Here is a 22823-nt window from a genome sequence, read left to right on the forward strand (position 1 = left end):
TGACCGTGACGACCGTCGTTCGGGTGGTTTCGGTGGCCGTGGCGGCGATGACCGTCGTTCGGGTGGTTTCGACCGCGACCGCGGTGGCTTCGGTGGCCGCGACCGGGACGACCGCCGCTCCGGCGGCTTCGGCGAGCGTTCGTTCGGCGACCGCCCGGCCCGCTCCTTCGGCGACCGCCCGTCCTTCGGCCGTGACCGGGACGAGCGCGGCGGCAACAGCCGTCCGTTCGCCCGCCGTGACGACCACCGCTCCGGCGGCCGTCCGCAGGGCAACGGCTTCGGCCGCGACGACCGCGGCACCCGCTCCGGCGGCTTCGGCGGCCGCGACCGTGACGACCGCGGCGGCTTCAACCGCGAGGACCGCAAGCCGCGTTGGAAGAACTGACCCGGTACGGCCGGTAGTCCTCGACCGCCGGCCGCGCTGAACGACTGAACACACGAAGGGCCCGCTCCGTCCCCCGGAGCGGGCCCTTCGCGTTCCCCCGATACCCCCCGACACCTCCGGCAAGCCCCCCGAGGTGTTGTTCTGGAAGTGAGAATAACCTGTGGCGCGCGTCGGCGGTAGTCCCGTAGCGTCACGGACATGAGCAGCAGACTGCACGACGTGGCACGGGTGAACGAGGAGATCGCCGAGCGGGGGAGCTACCGGACGGCCGGGGGCGAACTCGTGCGGGTGGGGGAGGAACTGACGGCGGCGAGGGCCGGCACGGTGTCGTACCGGCCGGAGGCGCTGGACGCGCTGCTGGCCGCCGGGGCGCCGGGGCCGGGCCCGGCCGGCGGGCGGATCGAGGTGACGGCCGAGGGCAGCGTCGAGGCCGCCGGGCGGCTGGTCGCGGCCGGGGCCGGGCCGGTCGGGGTGCTGAACTTCGCCTCCGCGCGCAACCCCGGCGGCGGCTACCTGCGCGGCGCCCGCGCCCAGGAGGAGGACCTGTGCCGCAGCGCGCTGCTGTACTCCTGCCTGCTGGAGGCGCCGGACTACTACGAGGCGCACCGGGCCTCGGACGACCTGCGGTACAGCCACCGGGTGATCGTCTCGCCGGGCGTGCCGGTGATCCGCGGCGGGCGCGGCGAGCTGCTGGCCCGCCCGTACCCGGTCACCTTCCTGACCTCGCCCGCGCCCAACGCGGGCCAGCTGGAGCGGCGTTCGGCCGGCACCGACGTACGGGGCGTGCTCGCCGCGCGGGCCGAGCGGGTGCTGGCGGCCGCCGCCCGGCACGAGGTCCGCGCGCTGGTGCTCGGCGCCTGGGGCTGCGGGGTGTTCCGCAACGACCCGGCGCAGGTCGCCGAGGCGTTCGAGGGCGCGCTGGCCCGGTACGGGGCGGCCTTCGAGCGGGTGGTGTTCGCGGTCTGGGACCGCTCGCCGGTCTCGGTGAACCGGGCCGCCTTCGAGGCACGGTTCGGGCGCTGACCGGCGCCTCCGGGCGCGGGGCGTTACCGCTTGCGGGCGCCGAGCACCGTCGCGGCGGTGGAGGCCGCCGCGACCACGCCGGTGACGGCGAACACGGCCGGCCAGGCACCGATCCGCTTCGCCAGCGGGTGCGAGCCGCCGAAGGCCGCCACGTACAGGCCGGTCAGCGCCGCCGCGGCGCCCGTGCCCGCGCTGCGGCGCCACTGCGCGGCCGCCCCGGCGCCGGCCACCGCCAGCACCGCGCCGCCGAGTTCGCGCCGGCCGCTCCAGCGGGCGACGCCGTAGCCGCCGACCAGACCGCTCGCCGCGGTCAGCGCGGCGGGCGCGGCGGACACCAGCGCGTTCGGGACCTTCGCCATCGTCGGCTCCACTCGGTAGGGGCTTCGTCGGCTTCCGACCCTAACGCGCCGAACACGGCGGCCGCCGGGGGCCTCCGGGGCGGGGGCGCTACCCGAAGGCCGCGGCCGTGGACACGCCCGGTACCGTCCGGGCCAGCAGCCGGGCGGCCTCCGCCGGGTCGAGCACCCGCTCCAGCCGCAGGTCCCCCGGGAGCTCCTGGAGGAACCGCCCGGCCGTCCAGGTGCGCTCGTACGGCAGCGGCTCCAGCACCAGGGTGCGGACGCCGTCCAGCAGCGGGACGTCGGCGGGCGTCCCCTCGTTCCAGAGCCAGGAGCCGTCCGGCGCGACCAGGTTGAACGCGCCGGTGGCGATCAGCCGGCGGCCGTCCACGAACGCGGTGCGGGCCAGCGCCACCACCTCCGGGTCCTGCGGGGCGCCGGGCAGGTGGCCGCCGCCGATCAGCACGTCGGCGAGCAGGGTGTGCAGCTGGAAGGTGTCGCTCAGGCCGCTCATCCGCAGCAGGTAGCCGGTGCCGCTCGGGCGGTCGAGGACCAGCAGCGGCTCGTCGTCGAGCACCTGCGCCAGGTGGGTCAGGCCCCGGAAGTCGTGGTTGTCGCCCTCGTAGCGGCCGATCAGCTCCAGCAGCACCTCCGTCACGCCCGAGGCGCGGGCCTCGGCCCGGACCGGCGGGTGCGCGTACACCGCGAACGCGGCCATCTGCCACAGGTGCAGCGTCCACCAGCCGGCGACGGCCAGGAAGGCGTGCCACTCGTCCAGCTGCCGCGGGTCCTCGATCCGCGCGTGCGCCTCGGCCGGGTCGTCCTCCATCGGGTCGGGCAGCTCGCCGCCGCCCGTCCGCGCCCAGCGCTCCACCAGCCGCTGCGCGCCGGTCAGCGCCCCGCGCAGGCCGGCCAGCACCGGGCCCGCGCAGGCCACCGGGTCGGCGCCCTGCTCGACGCAGGCGCCGACCATCATGGCCAGGTGGGCGCGGGGGAACGGCGGGGTGCCCGGCAGCAGCGCCGCCAGCCGGGGGCCGGCCGCCCGCTGCTCGTCGGGCCCGGCCGCGCCGAACAGGCCGCCCAGCTCGGCCAGGGCCCGGCCGACGTGCTCGTCCTCCCCGGCCGCGACCACGGCCTCCAACTCGGCGACCGCGTCGAGGAGAGCGGGCGGACGGCGGTGCGAGGGCGTCTGATCGATGGACATTCGCCGCAGCATAGGCGGCGGAGCCCGTTCACCGGAAACCTCCCCGGGATTCGGCCCGGTGACGGATGCTCGCGCGGTGACCGCGTCAAATGCCGTCCCCACCAGGCCGGATGGGAGGGCGGCGCTCAGCCTGCCGCAGGCGTCCGCGCTCGACCAGGTCGGCGCGGTGGCGGCGGTGCCGGCCGCCGTCTTCGGCTACGAGGCCCGCGAGGCTCAGGGGGCCCACGAGGCCCACGAGGCCCACGAGGGCGGCCCGCTGCGCGGTGTCTGTCGGACCCCGGTGGGAGACTGCGATCGTGACCAACCTCGCGATCACCGACGGCCGCTACCTGATCCGCAACGTCGGCACCGGCCTGCTGTTGGAGGTCGCCGACGCCTCCAAGCGCAGCGGCGCCAAGGTCCGCGTCGGCGCGGACGACGGCTCCGACGCCCAGCTGTGGCAGCTCACCGCCGTCCACCCGGGCGGCGCGCTCGTCCACATCGAGAACGCCGGCAGCGGCAAGCGCCTCGACGTCACCGGGGCCGCCACCGAGGACGGCGTGCCGATCCAGCAGTGGTCGGCGAACGCCTTCGGCGCCCAGGAGTGGCTGCTCGAAGCCCACGTCGACGCCCCGGGCACCTACACCGTCACCAGCTTCATCAGCGGCAAGCCGCTCACCGCCGCCGAACCGCCCGAGGACGCCGTCCGGCAGTGGGAGGACGTCGACTCGCCCGCGCAGTGGTGGCGGTTCGAGCGGCAGGACTGAGCGTGCCCGCGGGCCCGGTCAGGACAGGTTGGCGCGCAGGGCCGCGAGTTCGTCCTCGGTGACGCCGTGCGCCGCCAGGAAGGCGGGGAGGCTGCCGTGCCGGGTGCGGATGGTGTCGAGCGCGGAGGCCAGGTGCTCGGCGCCGACCGGGCGGGAGACACGCTCGGTGCCGGTCTCGTCGACGTACGGGACCGGGCCCTTGTCCAGCCCGAGGCCGAGGTTGGAGCGCAGGAAGTCCGCGGTGATCTCGTCCTCGTCCGCGCCGAGCAGCGACTGCAGGACGGCGATGGTCAGGCCGGTGCGGTCCTTGCCGACCGCGCAGTGCACGACGGCCGGGCCGGTGGCCGGGTCGGCGAGCAGGCGGACGACGCCGGCGATCGAGCGGCCGCCGGTCTCGCCCATGAACGGGTAGAGGGCGGCCTGGTCCTCGGGCCAGGGCTGGTCGACGTCCTCGCGGTTGGCCGGCAGGGTCGGCAGGTTGACGGAGTCGAGGTCGAGCCCGTGCCGCTGGTCCGGCCAGACCTCCAGCTCGACGGGGCTGCGCAGGTCGATCACCGTGCGCAGGCCGAGGGCCTTGAGGCGGCGGGCGCCTTCCTCGGTGAGGGTGTGGAAGGAGCCGGAGCGGAACAGCACACCGCGGCGGAGGCCGCCGATCCCGCCCGCGTCACGGAAGTTGCGCACACCGGGGATCTCGATGAAGGCGTCGGTCATGTGCCCCACCGTACGGGCGGGGCGGGCTCGGGGGAAGGAAACCGGGGGAGGCCGCTGGGCGTCGGCCGGTTTCCCGCCGCCCTGCGCACGGGGCCCGATCAGCGCCCGCTCAGCGCCCGCTCAGCGCCCGCCGGACACCTCCAGGAACGCCCCGGTGGTAGCCGCGCCGGGCGGCCAGCAGGGCGGTGGCGGCGCCGATGCCGCGGCCGCCACCGGTGACGAGCAGGACCTCTTCGGGATCGTTGGTGGTCGACATGTTCCGTACGCCACACGGCAGTTCGATCATCCGGCGGGAGCGTGCGGCCGGAATTCGGTGGCCGCGGCGAAGCCCGCCGGAGAGGATGCGGTACCCGGCCGACCCGCCCGAGAGGAGCCGACCTTGCCCGCGTCCACGCCCCCGCCCGTGTCCCCCGGAGCCGGCGCCCCCGGGACCGTCCTGCTCGCCGGCATCGTCGGCTCCACCGCCTACGGCTTCGCCCACGCCGGCTCCGACGTCGACCGGCTGGGCCTGTTCGCCACCCCCACCGAGGAGTTGCACGGCCTGGACCGCCCGGCCGAGTCGTATGTCACCACCGCGCCCGATCTCACCCTGCACGAGGCCGCCAAGTGGTGCCGCCTGGCGCTGAACTGCAACCCGACCGCCTCCGAACTCGTCTGGCTGCCCGACGACCTGTACGAGACCCGTACCCCGCTCGGCGCCGAACTCGTCGCCATCCGCTCGACGTTCCTCAGCGCCCCGGCCGTGCGCAGGGCCTACCTCGGCTACGCCGACCAGCAGTTCCGCAAACTGCTCACCCGCGACACCGCCGAGCCGGCCGCCCGCCGCCGGGCCGCCAAGCACGCCCGCCACCTCGTCCGGCTGACCGAACAGGCCGTCCGCCTGCACGAGACCGGCCGGCACCTGATCCGCCTGCCCGACCCCGAACGCGTCCGCGAGCTCGGCGAACGCATCGCCGACCGTCCGGACTCCGCCGAACCCCTCCTCGCCGCGGCCGCCGAACGCCTCTCCCGCCCCGGCGTCCTGCCCGACGCCCCCGACCGGCGCCCCGCCGAGGCCTGGCTCCGGCGCGTCCGCGCCGCTCACTACCGGCCGCCGGCCTGAGCGCCCAGAGGCCCGCCACGCCCGCCCAATCCACTGGCGGAGCCCCACCCCCCAACGGGTAGGATCGCGGTGGCCCTCCCCGCCCGGCACGCCGGGTCCGAGAGCCGCGGGCCACTAGCTCAATTGGCAGAGCTGCGGACTTTTAATCCGTAGGTTCAGGGTTCGAGCCCCTGGTGGCCCACCGTGTGAACGTGCTTGCGGCCCGGGCGTCCTCCTGTCGGGAGGGCGCCCTTCGTCATGAACGGCCGGAGGAGTCGGCGGACGGCCTCCCGCCGGGGCGCGACGAGCGGGGACTGGCGGGCCGGTAGCGGGAGTTGCCGCGCGTGCTCGGCCGGGGCCGGTCGCCGCGCACGACCCGTCGGACGACGGCGGACCTGATGGACCGGCTACGGCTGCCGGCTCCGGTCGCGCGTGGCCGAAGTGGCGTGGGTCACGCCGGAATCGACCGTTTTCGCCGGTTCTGTCGGGGGCTGCGGGGCGTGCCACCGGGGCTGCTGGTGGACCGGAGGTTCGTGACCGCAAGAGCCCTAAATATGATCGGAAGCCACGCTCGTCGTTTTGTATCGACGTTCGTATGTGCAACCTGGAGCCGATCGGGTCGGTCTCCTGTGTGTGCGGTGCGCCAGTTCGTCCGGGGCGTCGCTTCCGTCGGTGAAAGGTACGCGCATGTCAGGACAGTGGGGCGAGGGCCCGGATCGGGACGAGGACGCCCCCGGCGCGGTCTCGACCACGGGCGGTTCGGCCGTGCCGTCGCCGCGCGCCGGCGGTCGGGCCGAGGCCCGCCGGGCGGCCCAGGGCAAGGGCGGCAGAGGCGGCGGCGAGGACGCCAAGGGCGGCGCGGGCGCGACCGGCGGACGGGCGGCGGCCCGGCGCGGCGGCAAGCCGAAGCGGAACGTCAAGAAGATCGTCGCCTGGTCGGCGGCCGGCGTGCTGGTGCTGATCGCGGGCGCGGGCGGCGCGATCTACCTGAAGCTGAACGCCAACATCAAGTCCTTCGACGCCGACGCGATAGCCACCGACCGCCCGCCGGAGGCCAAGGCCGACGCGGACGGCAACAAGCCGGTCAACATCCTGCTGATCGGCTCGGACAGCCGCGGCAAGAACAACGCGGACCTCGGCGGCGGCGAGGACGGCGGCGCCCGCTCGGACACCACGATCCTGCTGCACGTCTACGCCGACCACAAGCACGCCGTGGGCATCTCGATCCCGCGCAACGCGAAGGTGCCGATCCCGTCCTGCAAGCTGCCCAACGGCAAGTGGACCAAGGGCGGTGGCATCGACCTGTTCAACGCGGCCTTCTCGACCGGCGGCAGCGACGACGGCAACCCGGCCTGCACCCAGAACACGGTGGAGAAGATCACCGGCATCCGGGTCGACCACACCATGGTGGTCGACTTCAGCGGCTTCGCGGCGATGACCAAGGCCGTGAACGGCGTGGACGTCTGCCTGCCGCAGCCGATCTACGAGGGCGACATCAACCCCAAGCTGCCCAAGAAGGGCGCGCTCGTCCTGCCGCAGGGCAAGCAGACCGTCCAGGGCCAGCAGGCGCTCGACTACGTGCGGCTGCGGCACGGCATCGGCGACGGCTCGGACATCGGCCGGATGAAGCGCCAGCAGGCCTTCCTGAGCTCGCTCGCCACCAAGATCAAGAAGGAGGGGCTGAGCCCCACCAACCTGCTGCCGCTGGCCGACGCCGCCACCAAGTCGCTGACCGTCGACCCGGGGCTGGACTCCGCGGACAAGCTGATCTCCTTCGGCCTGTCGCTGAAGAACATCGACATGCACGACCTCAAGTTCGTGACCGCGCCCTGGCGCTACCGCACCCAGGACAAGGACCTCGACCTGGTCCAGCCGGACGCCAACAAGCTCTGGGACATCCTCAAGGCCGACCAGACCATCGACGGCCAGAACGCCACCGGCCAGCAGCCGGACGCCCCCGGCACCCAGAGCACCCCGGCCGCGCCCACCACCCCGCCCCCGCCGCCCGGGGACGCCGCCAACGCCTCGATCAAGGTCTCGGTCTACAACGGCACGAGCAACAACGGCCTGGCCGGCAAGGGCACCGAGGTGCTGAAGGGCGCCAAGTTCAACGCCGTCACGGCCGGCCAGGGGCCCAGCACCAAGTACAAGACCACGACGGTCGAGTACGGCGCCGGGCAGAAGGCCAACGCCGAGAAGGTCGCCGCGCTGTTCCCGGGCGCCGAGCTCTCGGCCGGCAGCGGGCGCGGCGTGTCGGTGATCGTCGGCCAGGACTTCGCGGCCGCCAACGGCATGGGCGGCACGGCCTCCGGCACCCCCGGCGCCGCCCCGGGCACCCCGGCCGCCCCGCAGCCGCTGCCCACCACCGTCACCAACGACGCCCGCTCGGCGGACGACGACATCTGCGCCAACACCTCGTACGGCAGCGGCGGCTGAGCGTCACCACGGGGCAGGGCCACGGCGCCCCGGCCGGGCGAGGTTCGCCCGCCGGGGCGCCGTCCGGTGGCGGGATCGCGGCGGCGGGCCGAAGGTGGGCGGTGTACCGCCGTGCGCGCGCGGCCGTACCGGTCGGGCCGCGCGGCGCCCGCCCGACGACCCCAGCCGGCCACCACCGCCTCCGGGAGGCCCAGCAATGCCCGTAGTCACCGATCCGTACAAGCCCGGCACCCCGTGCTGGATCGACCTGATGGCGAGCGACCAGCAGGCCGCGCTCGACTTCTACCGTGACCTGTTCGGCTGGCAGGGCGAGGCCGGCCCGGCCGAGTTCGGCGGCTACGCCGTGTGCACGCTCAACGGCCGCCCGGTCGCCGGGATCATGGCGCAGTCCGCGCCCGAGGGCCAGCCGCTGCCGCCCGTCGCCTGGACCACCTACCTCGCCTCGGACGACGCCGACGCGACCATGCGGGCCGTCACCGAGGCCGGCGGCACCGTCCTGTACGAGCCGATGGACGTCGGCGCGATCGGCCGGATGCTGGTCGCCGCCGACCCGACCGGCGCGGTGTTCGGCGTCTGGCAGGCGATGGACTTCATCGGCGCCGGCGTGGTCAACGAGCCCGGCGCGCTGGTCTGGAACGAGCTGAACACCTCCGACACCGAGGCCGCCGGCCGCTTCTACCACCCGGCGCTCGGCCTGCGCCCGGCCACCATCCAGGGCATGGACGGCTACTACTCGCTCAACGTCGGCGACCGCACGGTCGGCGGCATGCAGGCGATCCCCGGCTACCTGTCCGGCGACACCCCCTCGCACTGGATGACCTACTTCTCGGTGGACGACGCCGACTCCACCGTGGACGCCCTGGTCAAGGCGGGCGGCTCGGTGATCCAGCCGCCGTTCGACATGCAGTCCGGCCGGATGGCCGTCGTGCGGGACCCGCAGGGCGCCGCCTTCGCCGTCATCCAGGCCCCCGAGGCGCAACTGCCGGACTCGCCCTGACGAACGCCGGGTGACCAGAGGCGAACGGAAGCCGCCCTTCCCGCGACGCGCCGCCGGGAAAAGGGCGGCTTCCCGGTGTTCCCCGGCCGAGCCGGGTAAGACTGCACCCATGCTGGGGCTACCGGACGACATCCGCGCTTTCCTCTTCGACCTCGACGGGGTGCTCACCCAGACCGCGAAGGTGCACGCCGCGGCCTGGAAGGACACCTTCGACGCCTTCCTGCGCGCCGAAGCCGCCCGCACCGGCGGCCCGTTCGTCCCCTTCGACGCCGTCACCGAGTACGACACCTACGTGGACGGCCGCCCGCGGCTGGACGGCACCCGGGCGTTCCTGCACAGCCGGGGCATCGACCTGCCCGAGGGCACCCCGGACGACCCGCCCGACGCCCGCACCGTGCAGGGGATCAGCCGGGCCAAGAACGACACCGTGCTGCGGCTCATCCACGAGCAGGGCGTCCAGCCGTACGACGGCTCGGTCGCCTACGTGCGCCGGCTGGACGCGCTCGGACTGCCCCGCGCGGTGGTCTCCTCCAGCGCCAACTGCCGGGACGTGCTGCGGGCCGCCGGCCTGCTGGAGCTGTTCCCGGTGATCGTCGACGGCGTGGTCGCCACCCGCGAGCGGCTGCCCGGCAAACCCGCCCCCGACACCTACCTGTACGCGGCCCGCGCCCTCGGCGTCGAGCCCGCGCACGCCGCCGTCTTCGAGGACGCGCTCGCCGGCGTCGCCTCCGGCCGGGCCGGCGGCTTCGGCGCCGTGGTCGGGGTCGACCGCACCGGCCAGGCCGCCGAACTGCGCCGCGACGGCGCCACCGTGGTCGTCGCCGACCTCGCCGACCTGCTGTCCGCGGCCCCGCCGCTGCCGGGAGAGGAAGGCCCGCGATGACCGCCTCCGACAACTTCGCCGTCGACCCCTGGCAGGTCGCCGAACACGGCCTGGACCTCGCCTCGTTGGCCCGCGCCGAATCCGTCTTCGCGCTCTCCAACGGGCACATCGGCCTGCGCGCCAACCTCGACGAGGGCGAGCCGCACGGCCTGCCCGGCACCTACCTCAACGGCGTCTTCGAACTGCGCCCGCTGCCGTACGGCGAGGGCGGCTACGGCTACCCGGAGTCCAGCCAGAGCGTCATCAACGTCACCAACGGCAAGATCATCCGACTGCTGGTCGACGACGAGCCCTTCGACCTGCGCTACGGCGAACTCCTCAGCCACAAGCGCTGGTTGGACTTCCGCGAAGGCCTGCTGCACCGGGAGGCGGAATGGACCTCCCCGGCCGGCCGGACCATCCGGGTCAGCTCCGCCCGAATGGTCTCGCTCACCCAGCGCGCCGTCGCCGCGGTCGAGTACAGCGTCGAGGCGGTCGACGGGCCGGTGCGGATCGTGCTGCAGTCCGAACTCGTCGCCAACGAGCAGCTGCCCGGCGGCCCCGAGGGCGACCCGCGCGCCGCCGCCGTCCTGGAGGCCCCGCTGCAGCCCGAGGCGCACCACGCGAGCGGCGCCAAGGCCGTCCTGGTGCACCGCACCCGTTACAGCGGCATCCGGGTCGCGGCCGGGATGGACCACATCATCGAGGGTCCCGACCGGCTCGACACCGTCGCCGAGGCCGAGTCCGACCACTGCCGGATCAGCGTCACCACCGTGCTCGAACCCGGAGAGCGGCTGCGGCTGGTCAAGTTCATCGCCTACGGCTGGTCGGGCACCCGCTCGCTGCCCGCCGTCCGCGACCAGGTCGAGGCCGCGCTCACCGCCGCCCGGTACACCGGCTGGGACGGCCTCGCCGCCGAACAGGCCGACTACCTGCGGCAGTTCTGGGAGACCAGCGACATCGAGATCGAGGGCGACGTCGAACTCCAGCAGGCCGTCCGGTTCGCCGTCTTCCACGTCCTGCAGGCCGGCGCCCGCAGCGAGGAACGGGCCATCCCCGCCAAGGGGTTGACCGGCCCCGGCTACGACGGGCACAGCTTCTGGGACACCGAGACCTTCGTCCTGCCGGTGCTCACCTACTGCCTGCCCGGCGCCGTCAACCAGGCCCTGCGCTGGCGGCACACCACCCTCCCGCTCGCCCGCGAACGGGCCTCCCAACTCGGCCTGGCCGGCGCGGTGTTCCCCTGGCGGACGATCCGCGGCGAGGAGTGCTCCGGGTACTGGCCGGCCGGCACCGCCGCGTTCCACATCGGCGCCGACATCGCCGCCGCCGTGGTCCGCTACGTCCGGGCCACCGGGGACGTCGAGTTCGAGCGCGAGTACGGGCTCGAACTCCTCGTCGAGACCGCCCGGATGTGGCGCTCGCTCGGCCACCACGACGCCGCCGGGAGGTTCCGGATCGAAGGCGTCACCGGCCCCGACGAGTACAGCGCCGTCGCCGACAACAACGTCTTCACCAACCTGATGGCGCAGACGAACCTGCGCGCCGCCGCCGACTCCGCCGTCCGCCACCCGCGCGAGGCCGGCGACCTCGGCGTCGACACCGAGGAGACCGCCGCCTGGCGCGACGCCGCCGCCGCGATGTACCTCCCGTACGACGCCGACCTCGGCGTCCACCCGCAGGCAGACGGCTTCACCCACCACCAGGTCTGGGACTTCGACAACACGCCCGCCGAGAACTACCCGCTGCTGCTGCACTACCCGTACTTCGACCTGTACCGCAAGCAGGTCGTCAAACAGGCCGACCTGGTCCTCGCCATGCAGGTCCGCGGCGACGCCTTCACCGACGAGCAGAAGGCCCGCAACTTCGCCTACTACGAGCGCCTCACCGTCCGCGACTCCTCCCTCTCCGCCTGCACCCAGGCCGTCATCGCCGCCGAGGTCGGCCAGCTCGACCTCGCCTACGACTACACGGCGGAGGCGGCGCTGATGGACCTGCACGACCTCGGCGGCAACACCCGCGACGGCCTCCACATGGCCTCCCTCGCCGGGGCCTGCATCGCCCTGGTCGCCGGCTTCGGCGGGTTGCGCGACCACAACGAGACGCTCGCCTTCCGGCCCCGGCTGCCCGCCGGGCTGATGAAGCTCAGCTTCTCGCTGATGGTCCGCGGGCACCTGCTCGGCGTCCGGATCACCCACGACGGGACGACGTACACGCTGCGCCGGGGCGAGGTGCTGCACCTGCGGCACGACGGCGAGCCCGTCCAGGTCAAGGCCGGCTCCCCGGTCACCCTGCCCACCACCGTCCCGCCCGCCCAGGAGCGCTGCGTCCAGCCGCCCGGCCGCGAACCCGCCCGCCGGCAGCCGCAGGCGGGCCTGGCCATCGGCAAGCTCGGGCAGCAGGACCACCTGGCGGCGGAGTAGTTCACCCGTTCGGGTCCGCTCCGGGTGCGGAGCGGACCCGAGCGCCGGAGGGTGCAGGTGATCCGTGCCGACCCCCGTCGCGAGTGACGAAAACAGGGAGTACCTGTGGCGAGCGTGGCCGAACAGATGGTGGAGGTGCTCCGGCAGGCCGGGGTGGAGCGGGTGTACGGCGTCGTCGGCGACAGCCTGAACCCCGTCGTCGACGCGATCCGCCGGGCGGACGGCATCAGCTGGGTGCACGTGCGCAACGAGGAGGCCGGGGCCTTCGCGGCGGCCGCCGAGGCCGAGCTGAGCGGCCGGCTCGCCGTCTGCGCCGGCTCCTGCGGCCCCGGCAACACCCACCTGATCCAGGGCCTGTACGACGCCCAGCGCAGCGGACTGCCGGTGCTCGCGCTCGCCTCGCACATCCCGTCCGGCCAGATCGGCACCGGCTTCTTCCAGGAGACCCACCCCGAGCGGGTGTTCACCGACTGCAGCAACTGGTGCGAGATGCTGTCCGCCCCCGCCCAGCTGCCCCGCCTGCTGCGGGTCGCGATCCAGCACGCGCTGGGCTCGCACGGCGTCTCGGTGCTCGCCTTCCCCGGTGACGTCGCCGCGCTGCCCGCCGCCGGGCCGACCGGCAGCAGCCACTTCCTCACCGAGCAGGCCGTCGCCGCGCCGCCGTGGTCCCAGGTGCAGGAGCTGGCCCGGCTGCTGAACGCGGCCCGCAGGGTGGCGCTGTTCTGCGGCGCGGGCGTCCGCGACGCGCACGCCGAGGTGATGGCCGCCGCGCAGGCGCTGAACGCGCCGGTCGGGCACTCGCTGCGCGGCAAGGAGTGGATCCAGTTCGACAACCCGTACGACGTCGGCATGAGCGGCCTGCTCGGCTACGGCGCCTGCCACGAGGCGCTGCACGAGGCGGACCTGGTGCTGCTGCTCGGCACCGACTTCCCGTACGACTCGTTCCTGCCGCAGGCCCGCACCGTCCAGGTCGACCACGACGCCACCCGGCTGGGCCGCCGCACCGCGCTGGAGCTGGCCGTGCACGGGGACGTCGCCGCGACCCTGCGGGCCGTTCTGCCGCTGCTGGACGCCAGGCGGGACCGCGCCTTCCTGGACGGGATGCTGCGCAAGCACTGCCGGGCGCTGGAGGACGTGGTCGGCGCGTACACCCGGGGCATCGAGAAGCACCTGCCGATCCACCCCGAGTACGTGGCCGCGGTGCTGGACGAGGTCGCCGCCGAGGACGCGGTGTTCACCGTGGACACCGGCATGAACAACGTCTGGGCCGCCCGCTACCTGACGCCGAACGGCCGGCGCCGGGTGATCGGCTCCTTCCTGCACGGCTCGATGGCGAACGCCCTGCCGCACGCGATCGGCGCCCAACTCGCCTGCCCCGGGCGGCAGGTGATCGCGATGGCGGGCGACGGCGGGATCGGCATGCTGCTCGGCGAACTGCTCACCGCGGTCAAGCACCGGCTGCCGGTGAAGACGGTGGTGTTCAACAACGGCGCGCTCGGCATGATCAAGCTGGAGATGCTGGTCTCCGGCTATCCGGAGTACGAGATCGACAACGGCGACGTGGACTACGCGGGGATCGCCCGGGCGATGGGCATCCCCGCCAAGCGGGTCACCGAGCCGGAGCGGGTCCGGGAGGTGCTGGCGGAGGCGCTGGAGCGGCCGGGGCCGGCGCTGGTCGACGTGGTCACCGACCCCAACGCGCTGTCCATCCCGCCGCGGATCACCGCCGCCCAGCTGAAGGGCTTCGCGCTGGCGGCGGGGAAGACGGTGCTGAACGGCGGGGTGGGCCGGATGGTCGACCTGGCCCGCAGCAACCTGCGCAACATCCCGCGGCCGTGAGCGCGAGCGCGAGCGCGAGCTGAGTGGGCCGAACCGGGTTTGCCTCTGAGGCACATTTCTTGCCTGTGCGGCAGGCCGGGTGTCCACTGGTCACATGACCAGCAGCCCCACCGGCGCGGACGCCGCCGGCGACCGGATCGACGACCAGGAGGTCGCCGGCCTCGCCGCCCGCCTGCGCGAGCACCGGCTCAGCAGCCGCCTCACCCTGGAGGTCGCGGCCGCGCGGGTCGGTCTCTCCCCAGCCTATCTGTCCCGGCTGGAGACCGGCCGCCGGCAGCCCTCGCTGCCCGTCCTGCTCGGCCTCGCCCGCGCCTACGGCACCTCCGTCTCCGGACTGCTCGGCGAGACCGTCGCCGAGCCCGACCCGGTGGTGCGCGGCGGTGCCATCGAGCCCGGCCGGGCCGGCGGCTGGGGCTACCGGCGGGCCGGCGCCCCCGGCCGCGCCATGCAGGCGCTGCGGGTGCAGGTGCCGCCGGGCGTGCAGGACTCGGTGGTCCGGGTGCACCCCGGCGAGGAGTGGCTGTACGTGCTGAGCGGCACGCTCCGGGTCACCCTCGGCGACCGCGTCCACCAGCTGGGCCCCGGCGACTCCGCCCACTACGACTCGCTCACCCCGCACTGCATCGCGGCCGAGTCCGAGGGCGGTGTCGAACTGCTCTTCGTCCACACCCTGCTGCAGAGCCCGGGCGGCGAGCTCTGCCTGGGCGGCGGGCCCGCAGCGATCCACTGACCCCTCGTCAGTTCCTTTGGAGGAGATCCCCATGGCCGATCCCACCGCCACCGCCACCACCGCCACCTCGGCCGCCGGTCCCGCCGCGCCCGACACCGCCGCCGGTCCCAAGACCATGGACGCCGGCAAGTGGGCCAACAAGCGGATCTACCTCCGCCTGGTGATCTACACCGTCGGCTGCCACGCCTTCGCCGGCTTCATCATCCTCCTGTTCCAGCTGGGCAGCCGCAACAAGTAGCCCCGTGGGCAGGCGGGTTCAGCGCTCGCGCAGCAGCTCGCAGAGCGCCGCCAGGGCCGCCGGGAAGGCGTGCTCGGGCGGGGTGGCGTAGCCGATCACCAGGGCCGGGCCGGACTCGGCGCGTTCGCCGTCCGGCTCGGCGTCCGACTCCTCGTCCGGCTCGGCGCGGTGCCAGACCAGCCCGCTCAGCGAGATCCCGGCGGCCTCGGCGCGGGCCAGCAGCTCGGCCTCCGAGCCCGCGCCGGGCGGCAGTTGGACCACGGCGTGCAGCCCGGCGGCGATGCCCGTCACCTCGACCCGCGGGGCGTGCTCGGCCAGCGCGGCGACCAGCCGGTCGCGCCGGCGCCGGTAGTGCAGGCGGCAGCGTCGCACGTGCCGGTCGTACGTCCCGGAGGTGATCAGCTCCGCCAGGGTCAGCTGGTCGAGCACCGGGGACATGGTGTCCGCCCGCCGCTTCAGCCGGGCGACCGGCTCCACCAGGTCGTCCGGCAGGGCCAGCCAGGCCAGCCGCAGGCCCGGCGCGAGGCTCTTGGCGGCCGTCCCGGCGTACACCACCCGCTCCGGGTCGAGCGCCTGCATCGCGCCGAGCGGCTGCCGGTCGAAGCGGAACTCGCCGTCGTAGTCGTCCTCGACGACGTAGCCGTCCCGCTCGCGCGCCCAGCGCACCGCCGCCGCCCGGCGCTCGGCGGACAGCACCGCGCCGGTCGGGTACTGGTGGGCGGGGGTGAGCAGGACGGCGCCGCTGCGCTCGTCCAGCCGGTCCACCCGGGCGCCGTCGCAGTCCAGCGGCAGCGGGCGGATCGCCAGCCCGGCCGCCCGGGCGACGGCGTGCTGCGGCGGCAGCCCGTACCCCTCGACGGCGAGCCCGCGGGCGCCGCGCTCGCGCAGCGCCGCGCAGAGCAGGCCGAGGCCCTGGGAGACGCCGGTGCAGATCAGCAGGTGGTCCGGGTCGGTGCGCACGCCCCGGACCCGGGCCAGGTAGTGGGTCAGCGCCTCCCGCAGTTCGATCCGGCCGAGCGGGCTGCCGTAGCCGAACGCCTCGTGCGGGGCGGTGGCCAGCGCCCGGCGGGCGGCGGCCAGCCAGGCGGTGCGGGGGAACAGCGACAGGTCGGGGCGCCCGGACATCAGGTCGTGCCGGAAGACCGGCGGGCGCGGCCCCGGCCGGGCGCCGCGGGGGCCGCGGGGGCCGCGGGCCGGCGCGGACCGCTGGGCGACGGTGGTGCCGGAGCCCTGCCGGGAGCTGAGCCAGCCCTCGGCGGTGAGCTGGCCGTACGCCTCGACCACGGTGTTGCGGGCGATCCCCAGGTCCTCGCCGAGGGCCCGGGAGGACGGCAGCCGGGTGCCGGCCGCGAGCCGGCCGTCCTGGACGGCCTCGCGCAGGGCGTCCTCCAGGGCGGCCCGCAGCCCGGCACCGGCGGCGCGCCGCTCGGTGAGGTCCAGGTGCAGGTCGCCGCCGAAGGAGGTCCAGGAGCCGTTCACGGACTCCATTCTCGCCCGCTGGCGGGCGCTCAGCCCCAGGTGGTGCCGGCCGGCTCCTCGATGGTGGTGTTGATCCGGTTGAAGAAGTTGGTGAGGCCGATCATCAGGATGATCGCGGAGAGCTGCTCCTCGCCGAAGTGGTCGGCGGCCGCGTCCCAGACCTCGTCCGGGACGGCCTTGCCGGAGCGGTCCGCGATCCGGGTGGCGGCCTCGGTGAGGGCGAGCGCGGCGCGCTCCTCGTCGGAGAAGAACGGGGCCTCGCGCCAGGCGACCAGCGCGTGCAGCTGGTCGTCGGTCACGCCGTGCTTCCTCGCGCTGTCCACGCCCCCGAACACGCAGGCGCTGCAGCCGTTGATCTGGCTGGCCCGCAGGTGGACCAGCTCCAGCAGCTTCGGGGCGACGCCGCCCTGGTACAGCGACGTGAAGATGGTGCGGATGCCCTTCATCGCGTCCGGCAGGACGTAGGCGGGGTTCTTCATGCGGGCGGTGGTGGTGCCGGTGGTGCCGGTGGTGCTGGTGTTGGCGGTGGTCACCGCGGTCTCCTCTTCGTTAGCGTCCGTCATCGAATCGACGGATGCCGACGCGAGGATGTGACAGGTGACCGGGAAAGACTTTCTGGCCGACGGTTTCGAGGCGGAACGGGCCCAACTGCGTTCGGTGGCCTACCGGATGCTCGGCTCGGTCGCCGAGGCCGAGGACGCCGTCCAGGAGGCGTGGCTGCGGCTGGAGCGCAGCGACGTCAGCGAGGTGCGCAACCTCGGGGCCTGGCTGACCACCGTCGTCGGCCGGATCTGCCTGGACCAGCTGCGCTCCCGTGCCTCCCGCAAGGAGGACCCGCTGCCCGAGGAGGACGGCCGGGTCCGGCTGCCCGACCCGGTGATCGGCGGCCTGGTGGCGCTCGACCCGGTGCAGGAGATCCTGGTCGCCGACTCGGTCGGCCTCGCGCTGATGGTCGTCCTGGAGACGCTGTCCCCGGCGGAGCGGGTGGCCTTCGTGCTGCACGACCTCTTCGAGGTGCCCTTCGACGCGATCGCCGACGTGCTCGGCCGCACCTCCGCCGCCACCCGCCAGCTGGCCAGCCGCGCCCGCCGCCGCGTCCAGGGCGCCACCCCGGCCGCCGACACCGACACCGGCCGCAAGCAGCAGGTGGTGGAGGCCTTCCTGGCCGCCGCGCGCGGCGGGGACTTCGAGGCCCTGCTCACCGTCCTCGACCCGGACGTCCTGGCCCGCTCGGACGGCGGCACCCTGGTGCCCGGCGTCCTGCGCCGCGGCGCGGCCGAGGTCGCCTCCCAGGCGATCACCTTCGCCCGCTTCGCCGCCGAGGCCCGCCTGGTCCTGGTCAACGGCTCCCCGGGCGTCGTCTCCTACGCCGAGGGCCGCCCGCTCTCGGTGATGTCCTTCACCATCCACGCCGGCCGCATCACCGGCCTCGACATCCTCACCGACCCCACCCGCCTCGCCGCCCTCGCCCCCACCCCCTGAACGCACTCCGGGCCGTCCGACCGGTGTCGGGCGGCCCGGTCAGGCCGGGGGAGCGGTCACCTGGCAGACCACCACGAGTTCCAGGCGCGGGACCACGTAGTAGGCGAAGAGGCCGCCGGCGACGTCGACGTAACGCATCGGCTCGCCGCTGCCCTGGTACGCCGTGCCGTCCAGGTAGAGCGCCGAAGCGGCCCGGACGAGTTCGTCGGCCTTGGACTCGACGGCCGCGAGGAAACCGGCCGGGGCGCCGGCGGTGACGTGCTCCGCGCTGGGGAGGTACTCCCAGGCCCAGCTCACCCGTTCACCCGTTCACGGCCGCGAACGCCGAGCGGTAGAGCTCGGCGACCTCGACGGCGTGCGCCCGGCACTCCGCGACGGAGGGGGCGTGGTTGGCCAGGTAGTTCGCCCGGTGGTAAGCCTTCGCGGACTCCGGGATCCGCTCGATCTCCACCACGGCCGCCCAGTGTGCGACGAAGGCGTGGATCGGGCGCACGCTGCCGGCCTCGATGGCCTCCGCCATCGCCCTGGTCTGGCCGTCGACCATCTCGGGCAGCCGGTCCGGCGCGAGGACGGCGAGCGCGGCCTTGAGCGCGGTCGGGGTCCGGTCGGGGCGAGGGATGGTCTCGGCGCCTTCCGGCAGGGGTTGGCTCATGGGCGGCTCCTCTCCTCCCCGGTGAGCCTACTCGCGAACCGGCCGACCAGGCGGCGGTGTTCTCGCTGATTCGGCCGGTTCGGGTGGCCGGTTCGGGGGCCCGGAGCGGGGACGGCTCAGGTGGTGTCAGATGGAGAGGTAGACGGCGCTGCCGAGGCCGGCCAGGAAGCAGTAGACGGCGAACGGGGTGAGGCTGCGGGTCTCGAAGTACTTGGTGAGGAAGCGGACCGAGACGTAGCCGGCGACGAAGGCGGCGACGCTGCCGGCGGCGACGGGGCCGAGGACGTCGGAGTTCTCCGGTTTGAAGAGCTCGGGGACCTTCAGGGCCGAGGCGGCGAGGATGACCGGGGTGGCGAGGAGGAAGGAGAAGCGGGCGGCGTCCTCGTGGTGGAGGCCGCGCAGGATGCCGGCGCTCATGGTGACGCCGGAGCGGGAGACGCCGGGGAAGAGGGCGAGGATCTGGGCGGCGCCGATCCAGGCGCCCTGGCCGAAGGTGAGCCGGGTCAGCCGGGCGTCGGAGGCGACCGCCGGGTCGTCGGTGCCCGGCTCGTCGACGGGGGCGGCGAACCCGGCGCGGCGGCGGCCGGTGCCGCCCCGCTTGAGACGCTCGGCGCCGAGCAGGACGAGCCCGTTGAGGGCGAGGAAGACGGCGGCCGGGACGGGCTTGCCGAGGGCGTGCCGCAGGGCCTTCTCCAGGACGAGCCCGGCGATGCCGACCGGGATGGTGGAGATGATCAGCAGCCAGGCGAGCTTCTCGTCCCGGGTCCGCACCCGGCGGTGCCGGGCGGAGCTGACGAGGCCGCTGACCACCCGGACCCAGTCCCGCCAGAAGAAGACGACCAGCGCGAGCGCGGTGGCCAGGTGCAGGGCGACCAGCGCGGCGAGGTAGGAGGAGCCGTCCGCGGTCATGTCGAGGTCCCGCTGGATCTTCCCGCCGAGCAGGGCCGGGAGCAGGATGCTGTGGCCGAGGCTGGAGACCGGGAAGAGTTCCGTCACACCCTGCAGCAGGCCGACGCCTATCGCTTCCGGGTAGGTCAGGGTGGACATCGCGCACCTTCGCTCGGGATCTGCGGCCGGCCGATACCGGGGCCCCCGCGAAGCTACTACCGACCTGTAGACGCCCGGCAGGCCGACGATCAGAAATTCACCGAGCGTACGGCTGCAGGACACCGAGGTCGAGGTGGTCGAGCAGCGCGGCGGCCAGCGAGGCGAGCAGGGCCGTGGTCGGCGCGGTGCGGTGCGCGGCGCCGCTGAGCAGCAGCAGGGCGGTCGCCGCGAGCGGGAGGCCCAGCAGCGGCAGGGCGACCGTCAGGACGGCGGGCAGGGCGCGGGGAACGCGGCCCGGTTCGGGTGAACGCGCTGGGTGGACGGGGTCCATCGGGGGCCTCCTCGGGATCGACGACCCCACCCTGCCGCCTGCCGTTGCGTCAGGTGCAAGTCCTTTTCCGGCGGCGGGCGTTGCCCCTGCGGCGCGTTGCCCTCGCCGCGCGCCGCCCCCGCCGGGCGTCAGCCGAGCGCGACCCGCTGCCAGCCGGGCCCGTCCGGCAACGGCGCGGCGGCGAAGTCGTAGCGCAGCAGCTCCGGCCCGAGGGCGAGCAGGGAGACGGAGGAGGAGCCCCAGAGCCGTCCGTCGCCGAAGTCGCGCCGCTGGATGAGCGCCGCGTCCGCGTCCAGCGCCAGCCCGTCGCCGGTGACGACGGGCAGCCAGTCGCCCCAGGCCTGTTCGGCGGTTCCGTCGGCGGTCGGCCGCGGCCGGGGGAGCGCGTCGAACCGGGCCCGGAAGTGCGCGGCGCGGGCGGCCATCAGGGCGCGCACCCGCTCCGAGCCGGTGCGGCTGGCGGCCAGGCCCTCCAGCCCGTCGTTGATGATCACGCTGAGCCCGGTGGGCAGTTCGTGCTCCTCCGGCTCCCCGTGGCCGCCCCAGCTGGTGACCCGGGCGCCGTCCGGCCGGACCTGGACGAGGTGGAAGGGGTCGTACGGGGTGAGGTCGAGGTGGCCGATGCCGCCGTCCCGGACGGCGGTGAGCGGCAGGGCGCCGCGGGAGAGCCGGGAGTGGGCCGGGGCGAGCGGGCCGAAGCCGTTCAACAGGCAGGCGGCGGTGCGTCGTTCGGGGTCGACGGCGAGCCAGGTGCCGCCGGCGGCGAGGTCGAGCCCGCCGACCAGCCCGGGCCGGTCCGGCCAGTGGCGGCCGGGCGGCAGCCAGTCGCGGCCGAGGTACTCGTCCCGGACGGAGAGCAGCAGTACCGGTACCGCGGAGCCTGGTTCTATGCTGACGAACGCCGTGCACACGAGCTGGTTTCCCCCTGATCCGATCCTGTCGTCGATCCTCGCACGCACGTTCGCGGGCCGGAAGTGGCCCAAGGAAACGCGCGTCGATCACACCAGGACAGCGGGCCAGCGGTTTCCTAGGCTGGCCGCATGACGACGACCGACACCGTGACGACCGGGGCGACCGGGGCGCCCGCCGACGCCCCGGTCCCCGCGCCCGCGCAGCGCCTCTCGATGCCCCAGCTGGCCCCCGAGTACTACCAGGCGATGTTCGCCGTGGACCGCGCCTCCCGGAAGGGCCTGGACCCGGCCCTCGCCGAGCTGGTCAAGGTGCACGCCTCGATGATCAACGGCTGCGCCTTCTGCATCGACATGCACGCCACCGACGCCCGGACGAACGGCGAGCAGGACCACCGCCTGCTCTCCCTGCCGGCCTGGCGCGAGACCCCCTGGTTCACCGCCCGCGAGCGCGCCGCGCTGGCCCTCACCGAGTCGGTCACCCTGCTCACCCAGGGCCACGTGCCGGACGCCGTGTACGCCGAGGCCGCAGCGCAGTTCGACGAGGCCGAGCTGGCCCAGCTGATCGCCCTGATCGCCACCATCAACGCCTGGAACCGGATCGGCGTGGCCACCCGCCTCAGCCCGGCCGCGAAGTGAGACGGACGGACATGAACGACCAGCAGGAGAAGGCCCGGCTGCTCCGGGAACTGCACCGCCCGGGCGACCCGCTGGTGCTGGCGAACGTCTGGGACGCGGTGGGCGCCCGTCTGGTGGCGGCCGCCGGGGCGAAGGCGGTGGCCACGGCCAGCGCCAGCGTCTCCTGGTCGCTGGGCAGCGCGGACGGCGGCGGCGCGGACCGCGAGGAGGTGCTGGTGCGCACCGCCCAGGTGGCCCGGGCGGTCGCCCTGCCCGTCACCGCGGACATCGAGAGCGGCTTCGCCGACACCGCCGCCGGGGTCGGCGGGACGGTCGCCGGGCTGCTCGCCACCGGCGCGGTCGGGTTCAACCTGGAGGACGCGGAGTACCCGGCCGAGCAGGCCGCCGAGCGGATCGCGGCGGCCCGGGCGGCGGCGGACGCGGCCGGCGTCCCGGCCTACCTGAACGGGCGCACCGACGTGTTCCTGCGGGGGATCGGCGAGCCGGAGGGCCGGCTGGACGAGGCGGTCCGCCGGCTGAAGCTGTACCTCGACGCGGGCGCGGACGGCGTGTTCGTGCCGGGCGTGGACGACCCGGAGACGATCGCCGCGCTGGTCGCGGCCGTCCCCGCGCCGCTGAACGTGCTGGCCGGCCCGGGCTGCCTCCCGGTGGCCGAGCTGGCGAAGCTGGGCGTGGCCCGGATCAGCCTGGGCCCGGGCCTGGCGGAGACGGCGTACGCGGCCGTGCGCCGGGCCGCCGAGGAGGTGTACGGGCACGGCACGTACACCGCCCTGGCGGACGGGCTGGGCTACCAGGAGCTGAACGACCTCTCGGCGGGCTGACCGCTCCCGGGCACGGCGAGGGGCGGCCGACCGGACGGGGGTCGGTCGGTCGCCCCTGGAAACAGGCCGGGAGGCCCGAGGCCGCGCGGGGTCAGCCGATCTGCCCGCTGAGGCCCGGGTGGCTCATCTGGTTGGTGCCGACCGCCTCCACCTCGTCGGCGGTGTGGCTGACGACCGGGAGGTGGAGCTTGCCCGCGGTCTGCAGGGCGAGGTCGGCGGGGGAGAGGTTCATTCCGTCGGTGAGGCCGCCGGTGGCGTCCGGGGACGTGGCGGTCTGGGTGGTGGCGGACGCCGCCGGGGCGGCGAGGGCGAGGCCCGCCATGGTGAGGGCGGCCAGGGTGGCGAGTTTCTTCATGCCCTGCCGAACGACCCGGGCCGCCCCGAGGTAACCGGGCGGGCCGGACCGTCACCCGCAGGGTCCGTCCGCCGTCGCCCGGGAACGACCCGGTCG

At 74.7% G+C, this 22823-nt stretch carries 25 protein-coding genes, 1 tRNA gene and 1 pseudogene; 15 read left to right on the forward strand and 12 right to left on the reverse strand.

Annotated features, from left to right (window positions below; all coding sequences use genetic code 11):
• Together VM95_RS27875 and VM95_RS27880 are read left to right on the forward strand one after the other, a co-directional pair.
• A pseudogene (locus tag VM95_RS27875) lies at positions 1 to 385 on the forward strand (DEAD/DEAH box helicase); the annotation flags it as partial.
• 198 nt (positions 386 to 583) lie between these two features.
• Positions 584 to 1408: a TIGR02452 family protein gene (locus VM95_RS27880; protein WP_045701737.1), complete on the forward strand. Its 825-nt coding sequence runs from the start codon at positions 584 to 586 to the stop codon at positions 1406 to 1408.
• A gap of 23 nt (positions 1409 to 1431) precedes the next feature.
• Here VM95_RS27880 and VM95_RS27885 read toward each other — a convergent pair whose 3' ends face one another.
• Together VM95_RS27885 and VM95_RS27890 are read right to left on the reverse strand one after the other, a co-directional pair.
• Complete coding sequence (locus VM95_RS27885) at positions 1432 to 1767, reverse strand: hypothetical protein (RefSeq protein WP_208615542.1); 336 nt, start codon at positions 1765 to 1767, stop codon at positions 1432 to 1434.
• An 88-nt stretch (positions 1768 to 1855) separates the two neighbouring features.
• A complete protein-coding gene (locus VM95_RS27890) occupies positions 1856 to 2950 on the reverse strand; it encodes a hypothetical protein (RefSeq protein WP_045701739.1) in 1095 nt (364 codons plus the stop codon).
• Positions 2951 to 3246: 296 nt separating this feature from the next.
• On the opposite strand from VM95_RS27890, the gene VM95_RS27895 reads away from it, so the two are divergent.
• Positions 3247 to 3696, forward strand: coding sequence for an RICIN domain-containing protein (locus VM95_RS27895; protein ID WP_244178971.1), 450 nt, complete (start codon positions 3247 to 3249; stop codon positions 3694 to 3696).
• Between the two features lie 18 nt (positions 3697 to 3714).
• Here the strand turns inward: VM95_RS27895 and VM95_RS27900 are convergent, their stop codons facing one another.
• Together VM95_RS27900 and VM95_RS43830 are read right to left on the reverse strand one after the other, a co-directional pair.
• On the reverse strand, positions 3715 to 4407 hold the full coding sequence (locus VM95_RS27900; protein WP_045701741.1) for a tyrosine-protein phosphatase: 693 nt from the start codon (positions 4405 to 4407) through the stop codon (positions 3715 to 3717).
• Positions 4408 to 4516: 109 nt separating this feature from the next.
• Positions 4517 to 4663, reverse strand: a complete 147-nt coding sequence (locus VM95_RS43830) for a hypothetical protein (RefSeq protein WP_208615543.1) — start codon at positions 4661 to 4663, stop codon at positions 4517 to 4519.
• Between the two features lie 147 nt (positions 4664 to 4810).
• Here VM95_RS43830 and VM95_RS43835 point away from each other — a divergent pair, with 147 nt between their 5' ends.
• The 9 genes from VM95_RS43835 (at position 4811) to VM95_RS42820 (ending at position 15013) form a co-directional block, all read left to right on the forward strand.
• Positions 4811 to 5509 carry a nucleotidyltransferase domain-containing protein gene (locus VM95_RS43835; protein WP_045701743.1) on the forward strand — a complete coding sequence of 233 codons (699 nt, stop codon included), beginning with the start codon at positions 4811 to 4813 and terminating at the stop codon, positions 5507 to 5509.
• Between the two features lie 108 nt (positions 5510 to 5617).
• Positions 5618 to 5690, forward strand: a tRNA-Lys gene (locus VM95_RS27910).
• Positions 5691 to 6175: 485 nt separating this feature from the next.
• On the forward strand, positions 6176 to 7924 hold the full coding sequence (locus VM95_RS27915; protein ID WP_078860643.1) for an LCP family protein: 1749 nt from the start codon (positions 6176 to 6178) through the stop codon (positions 7922 to 7924).
• A 196-nt stretch (positions 7925 to 8120) separates the two neighbouring features.
• Positions 8121 to 8921, forward strand: coding sequence for a VOC family protein (locus VM95_RS27920; RefSeq protein WP_045701745.1), 801 nt, complete (start codon positions 8121 to 8123; stop codon positions 8919 to 8921).
• Positions 8922 to 9030: 109 nt separating this feature from the next.
• The gene (locus VM95_RS27925; RefSeq protein WP_045701747.1) at positions 9031 to 9804 is read left to right on the forward strand and encodes an HAD family hydrolase; all 774 of its coding nucleotides are present in this window, start codon (positions 9031 to 9033) and stop codon (positions 9802 to 9804) included.
• Positions 9801 to 12206: a glycoside hydrolase family 65 protein gene (locus VM95_RS27930; RefSeq protein WP_045701750.1), complete on the forward strand. Its 2406-nt coding sequence runs from the start codon at positions 9801 to 9803 to the stop codon at positions 12204 to 12206. The genes VM95_RS27925 and VM95_RS27930 overlap by 4 nt, the downstream gene beginning before the upstream one ends.
• Positions 12207 to 12311: 105 nt before the next feature.
• A complete protein-coding gene (locus VM95_RS27935) occupies positions 12312 to 14045 on the forward strand; it encodes a pyruvate dehydrogenase (protein WP_279616852.1) in 1734 nt (577 codons plus the stop codon).
• A 94-nt stretch (positions 14046 to 14139) separates the two neighbouring features.
• Positions 14140 to 14775, forward strand: a complete 636-nt coding sequence (locus tag VM95_RS27940) for a helix-turn-helix domain-containing protein (RefSeq protein ID WP_045701752.1) — start codon at positions 14140 to 14142, stop codon at positions 14773 to 14775.
• Between the two features lie 31 nt (positions 14776 to 14806).
• Positions 14807 to 15013, forward strand: coding sequence for a DUF6126 family protein (locus VM95_RS42820; RefSeq protein ID WP_045701754.1), 207 nt, complete (start codon positions 14807 to 14809; stop codon positions 15011 to 15013).
• Positions 15014 to 15031: 18 nt separating this feature from the next.
• Here the strand turns inward: VM95_RS42820 and pdxR are convergent, their stop codons facing one another.
• Positions 15032 to 16492, reverse strand: coding sequence for a MocR-like pyridoxine biosynthesis transcription factor PdxR (gene pdxR / locus VM95_RS27950; RefSeq protein ID WP_107073118.1), 1461 nt, complete (start codon positions 16490 to 16492; stop codon positions 15032 to 15034).
• A gap of 29 nt (positions 16493 to 16521) precedes the next feature.
• On the reverse strand, positions 16522 to 16971 hold the full coding sequence (locus VM95_RS27955) for a carboxymuconolactone decarboxylase family protein (RefSeq protein WP_045701806.1): 450 nt from the start codon (positions 16969 to 16971) through the stop codon (positions 16522 to 16524).
• A gap of 118 nt (positions 16972 to 17089) precedes the next feature.
• Here VM95_RS27955 and VM95_RS27960 point away from each other — a divergent pair, with 118 nt between their 5' ends.
• Complete coding sequence (locus VM95_RS27960) at positions 17090 to 17974, forward strand: sigma-70 family RNA polymerase sigma factor (protein ID WP_045701758.1); 885 nt, start codon at positions 17090 to 17092, stop codon at positions 17972 to 17974.
• A gap of 39 nt (positions 17975 to 18013) precedes the next feature.
• Here the strand turns inward: VM95_RS27960 and VM95_RS27965 are convergent, their stop codons facing one another.
• From VM95_RS27965 to VM95_RS27985, 5 genes are all read right to left on the reverse strand, one after another.
• Positions 18014 to 18271: a hypothetical protein gene (locus tag VM95_RS27965; protein ID WP_045701761.1), complete on the reverse strand. Its 258-nt coding sequence runs from the start codon at positions 18269 to 18271 to the stop codon at positions 18014 to 18016.
• Between the two features lie 4 nt (positions 18272 to 18275).
• The gene (locus VM95_RS27970; protein ID WP_045701763.1) at positions 18276 to 18626 is read right to left on the reverse strand and encodes a hypothetical protein; all 351 of its coding nucleotides are present in this window, start codon (positions 18624 to 18626) and stop codon (positions 18276 to 18278) included.
• Between the two features lie 126 nt (positions 18627 to 18752).
• Positions 18753 to 19673 carry an undecaprenyl-diphosphate phosphatase gene (locus VM95_RS27975; RefSeq protein WP_045701766.1) on the reverse strand — a complete coding sequence of 307 codons (921 nt, stop codon included), beginning with the start codon at positions 19671 to 19673 and terminating at the stop codon, positions 18753 to 18755.
• A gap of 97 nt (positions 19674 to 19770) precedes the next feature.
• Positions 19771 to 20004 carry a hypothetical protein gene (locus tag VM95_RS27980; RefSeq protein ID WP_045701769.1) on the reverse strand — a complete coding sequence of 78 codons (234 nt, stop codon included), beginning with the start codon at positions 20002 to 20004 and terminating at the stop codon, positions 19771 to 19773.
• A 128-nt stretch (positions 20005 to 20132) separates the two neighbouring features.
• Positions 20133 to 20915 (reverse strand): NRDE family protein, encoded by a 783-nt coding sequence (locus tag VM95_RS27985; protein ID WP_045701771.1) that lies wholly within the window; start codon positions 20913 to 20915, stop codon positions 20133 to 20135.
• A gap of 129 nt (positions 20916 to 21044) precedes the next feature.
• Between VM95_RS27985 and VM95_RS27990 the strand changes: the two genes are divergently transcribed.
• Positions 21045 to 21551, forward strand: a complete 507-nt coding sequence (locus VM95_RS27990) for a carboxymuconolactone decarboxylase family protein (RefSeq protein ID WP_078860645.1) — start codon at positions 21045 to 21047, stop codon at positions 21549 to 21551.
• A gap of 11 nt (positions 21552 to 21562) precedes the next feature.
• The gene (locus tag VM95_RS27995) at positions 21563 to 22372 is read left to right on the forward strand and encodes an isocitrate lyase/PEP mutase family protein (RefSeq protein ID WP_045701773.1); all 810 of its coding nucleotides are present in this window, start codon (positions 21563 to 21565) and stop codon (positions 22370 to 22372) included.
• A gap of 91 nt (positions 22373 to 22463) precedes the next feature.
• On the opposite strand, the gene VM95_RS28000 is transcribed toward VM95_RS27995, so the two are convergent.
• A complete protein-coding gene (locus VM95_RS28000; protein WP_045701775.1) occupies positions 22464 to 22727 on the reverse strand; it encodes a hypothetical protein in 264 nt (87 codons plus the stop codon).
• Positions 22728 to 22823: the final 96 nt, after the last annotated feature.

This window comes from Streptomyces rubellomurinus (genome assembly GCF_000961885.1).
GTDB classification, from domain to species: Bacteria; Actinomycetota; Actinomycetes; order Streptomycetales; family Streptomycetaceae; genus Kitasatospora; species Kitasatospora rubellomurina.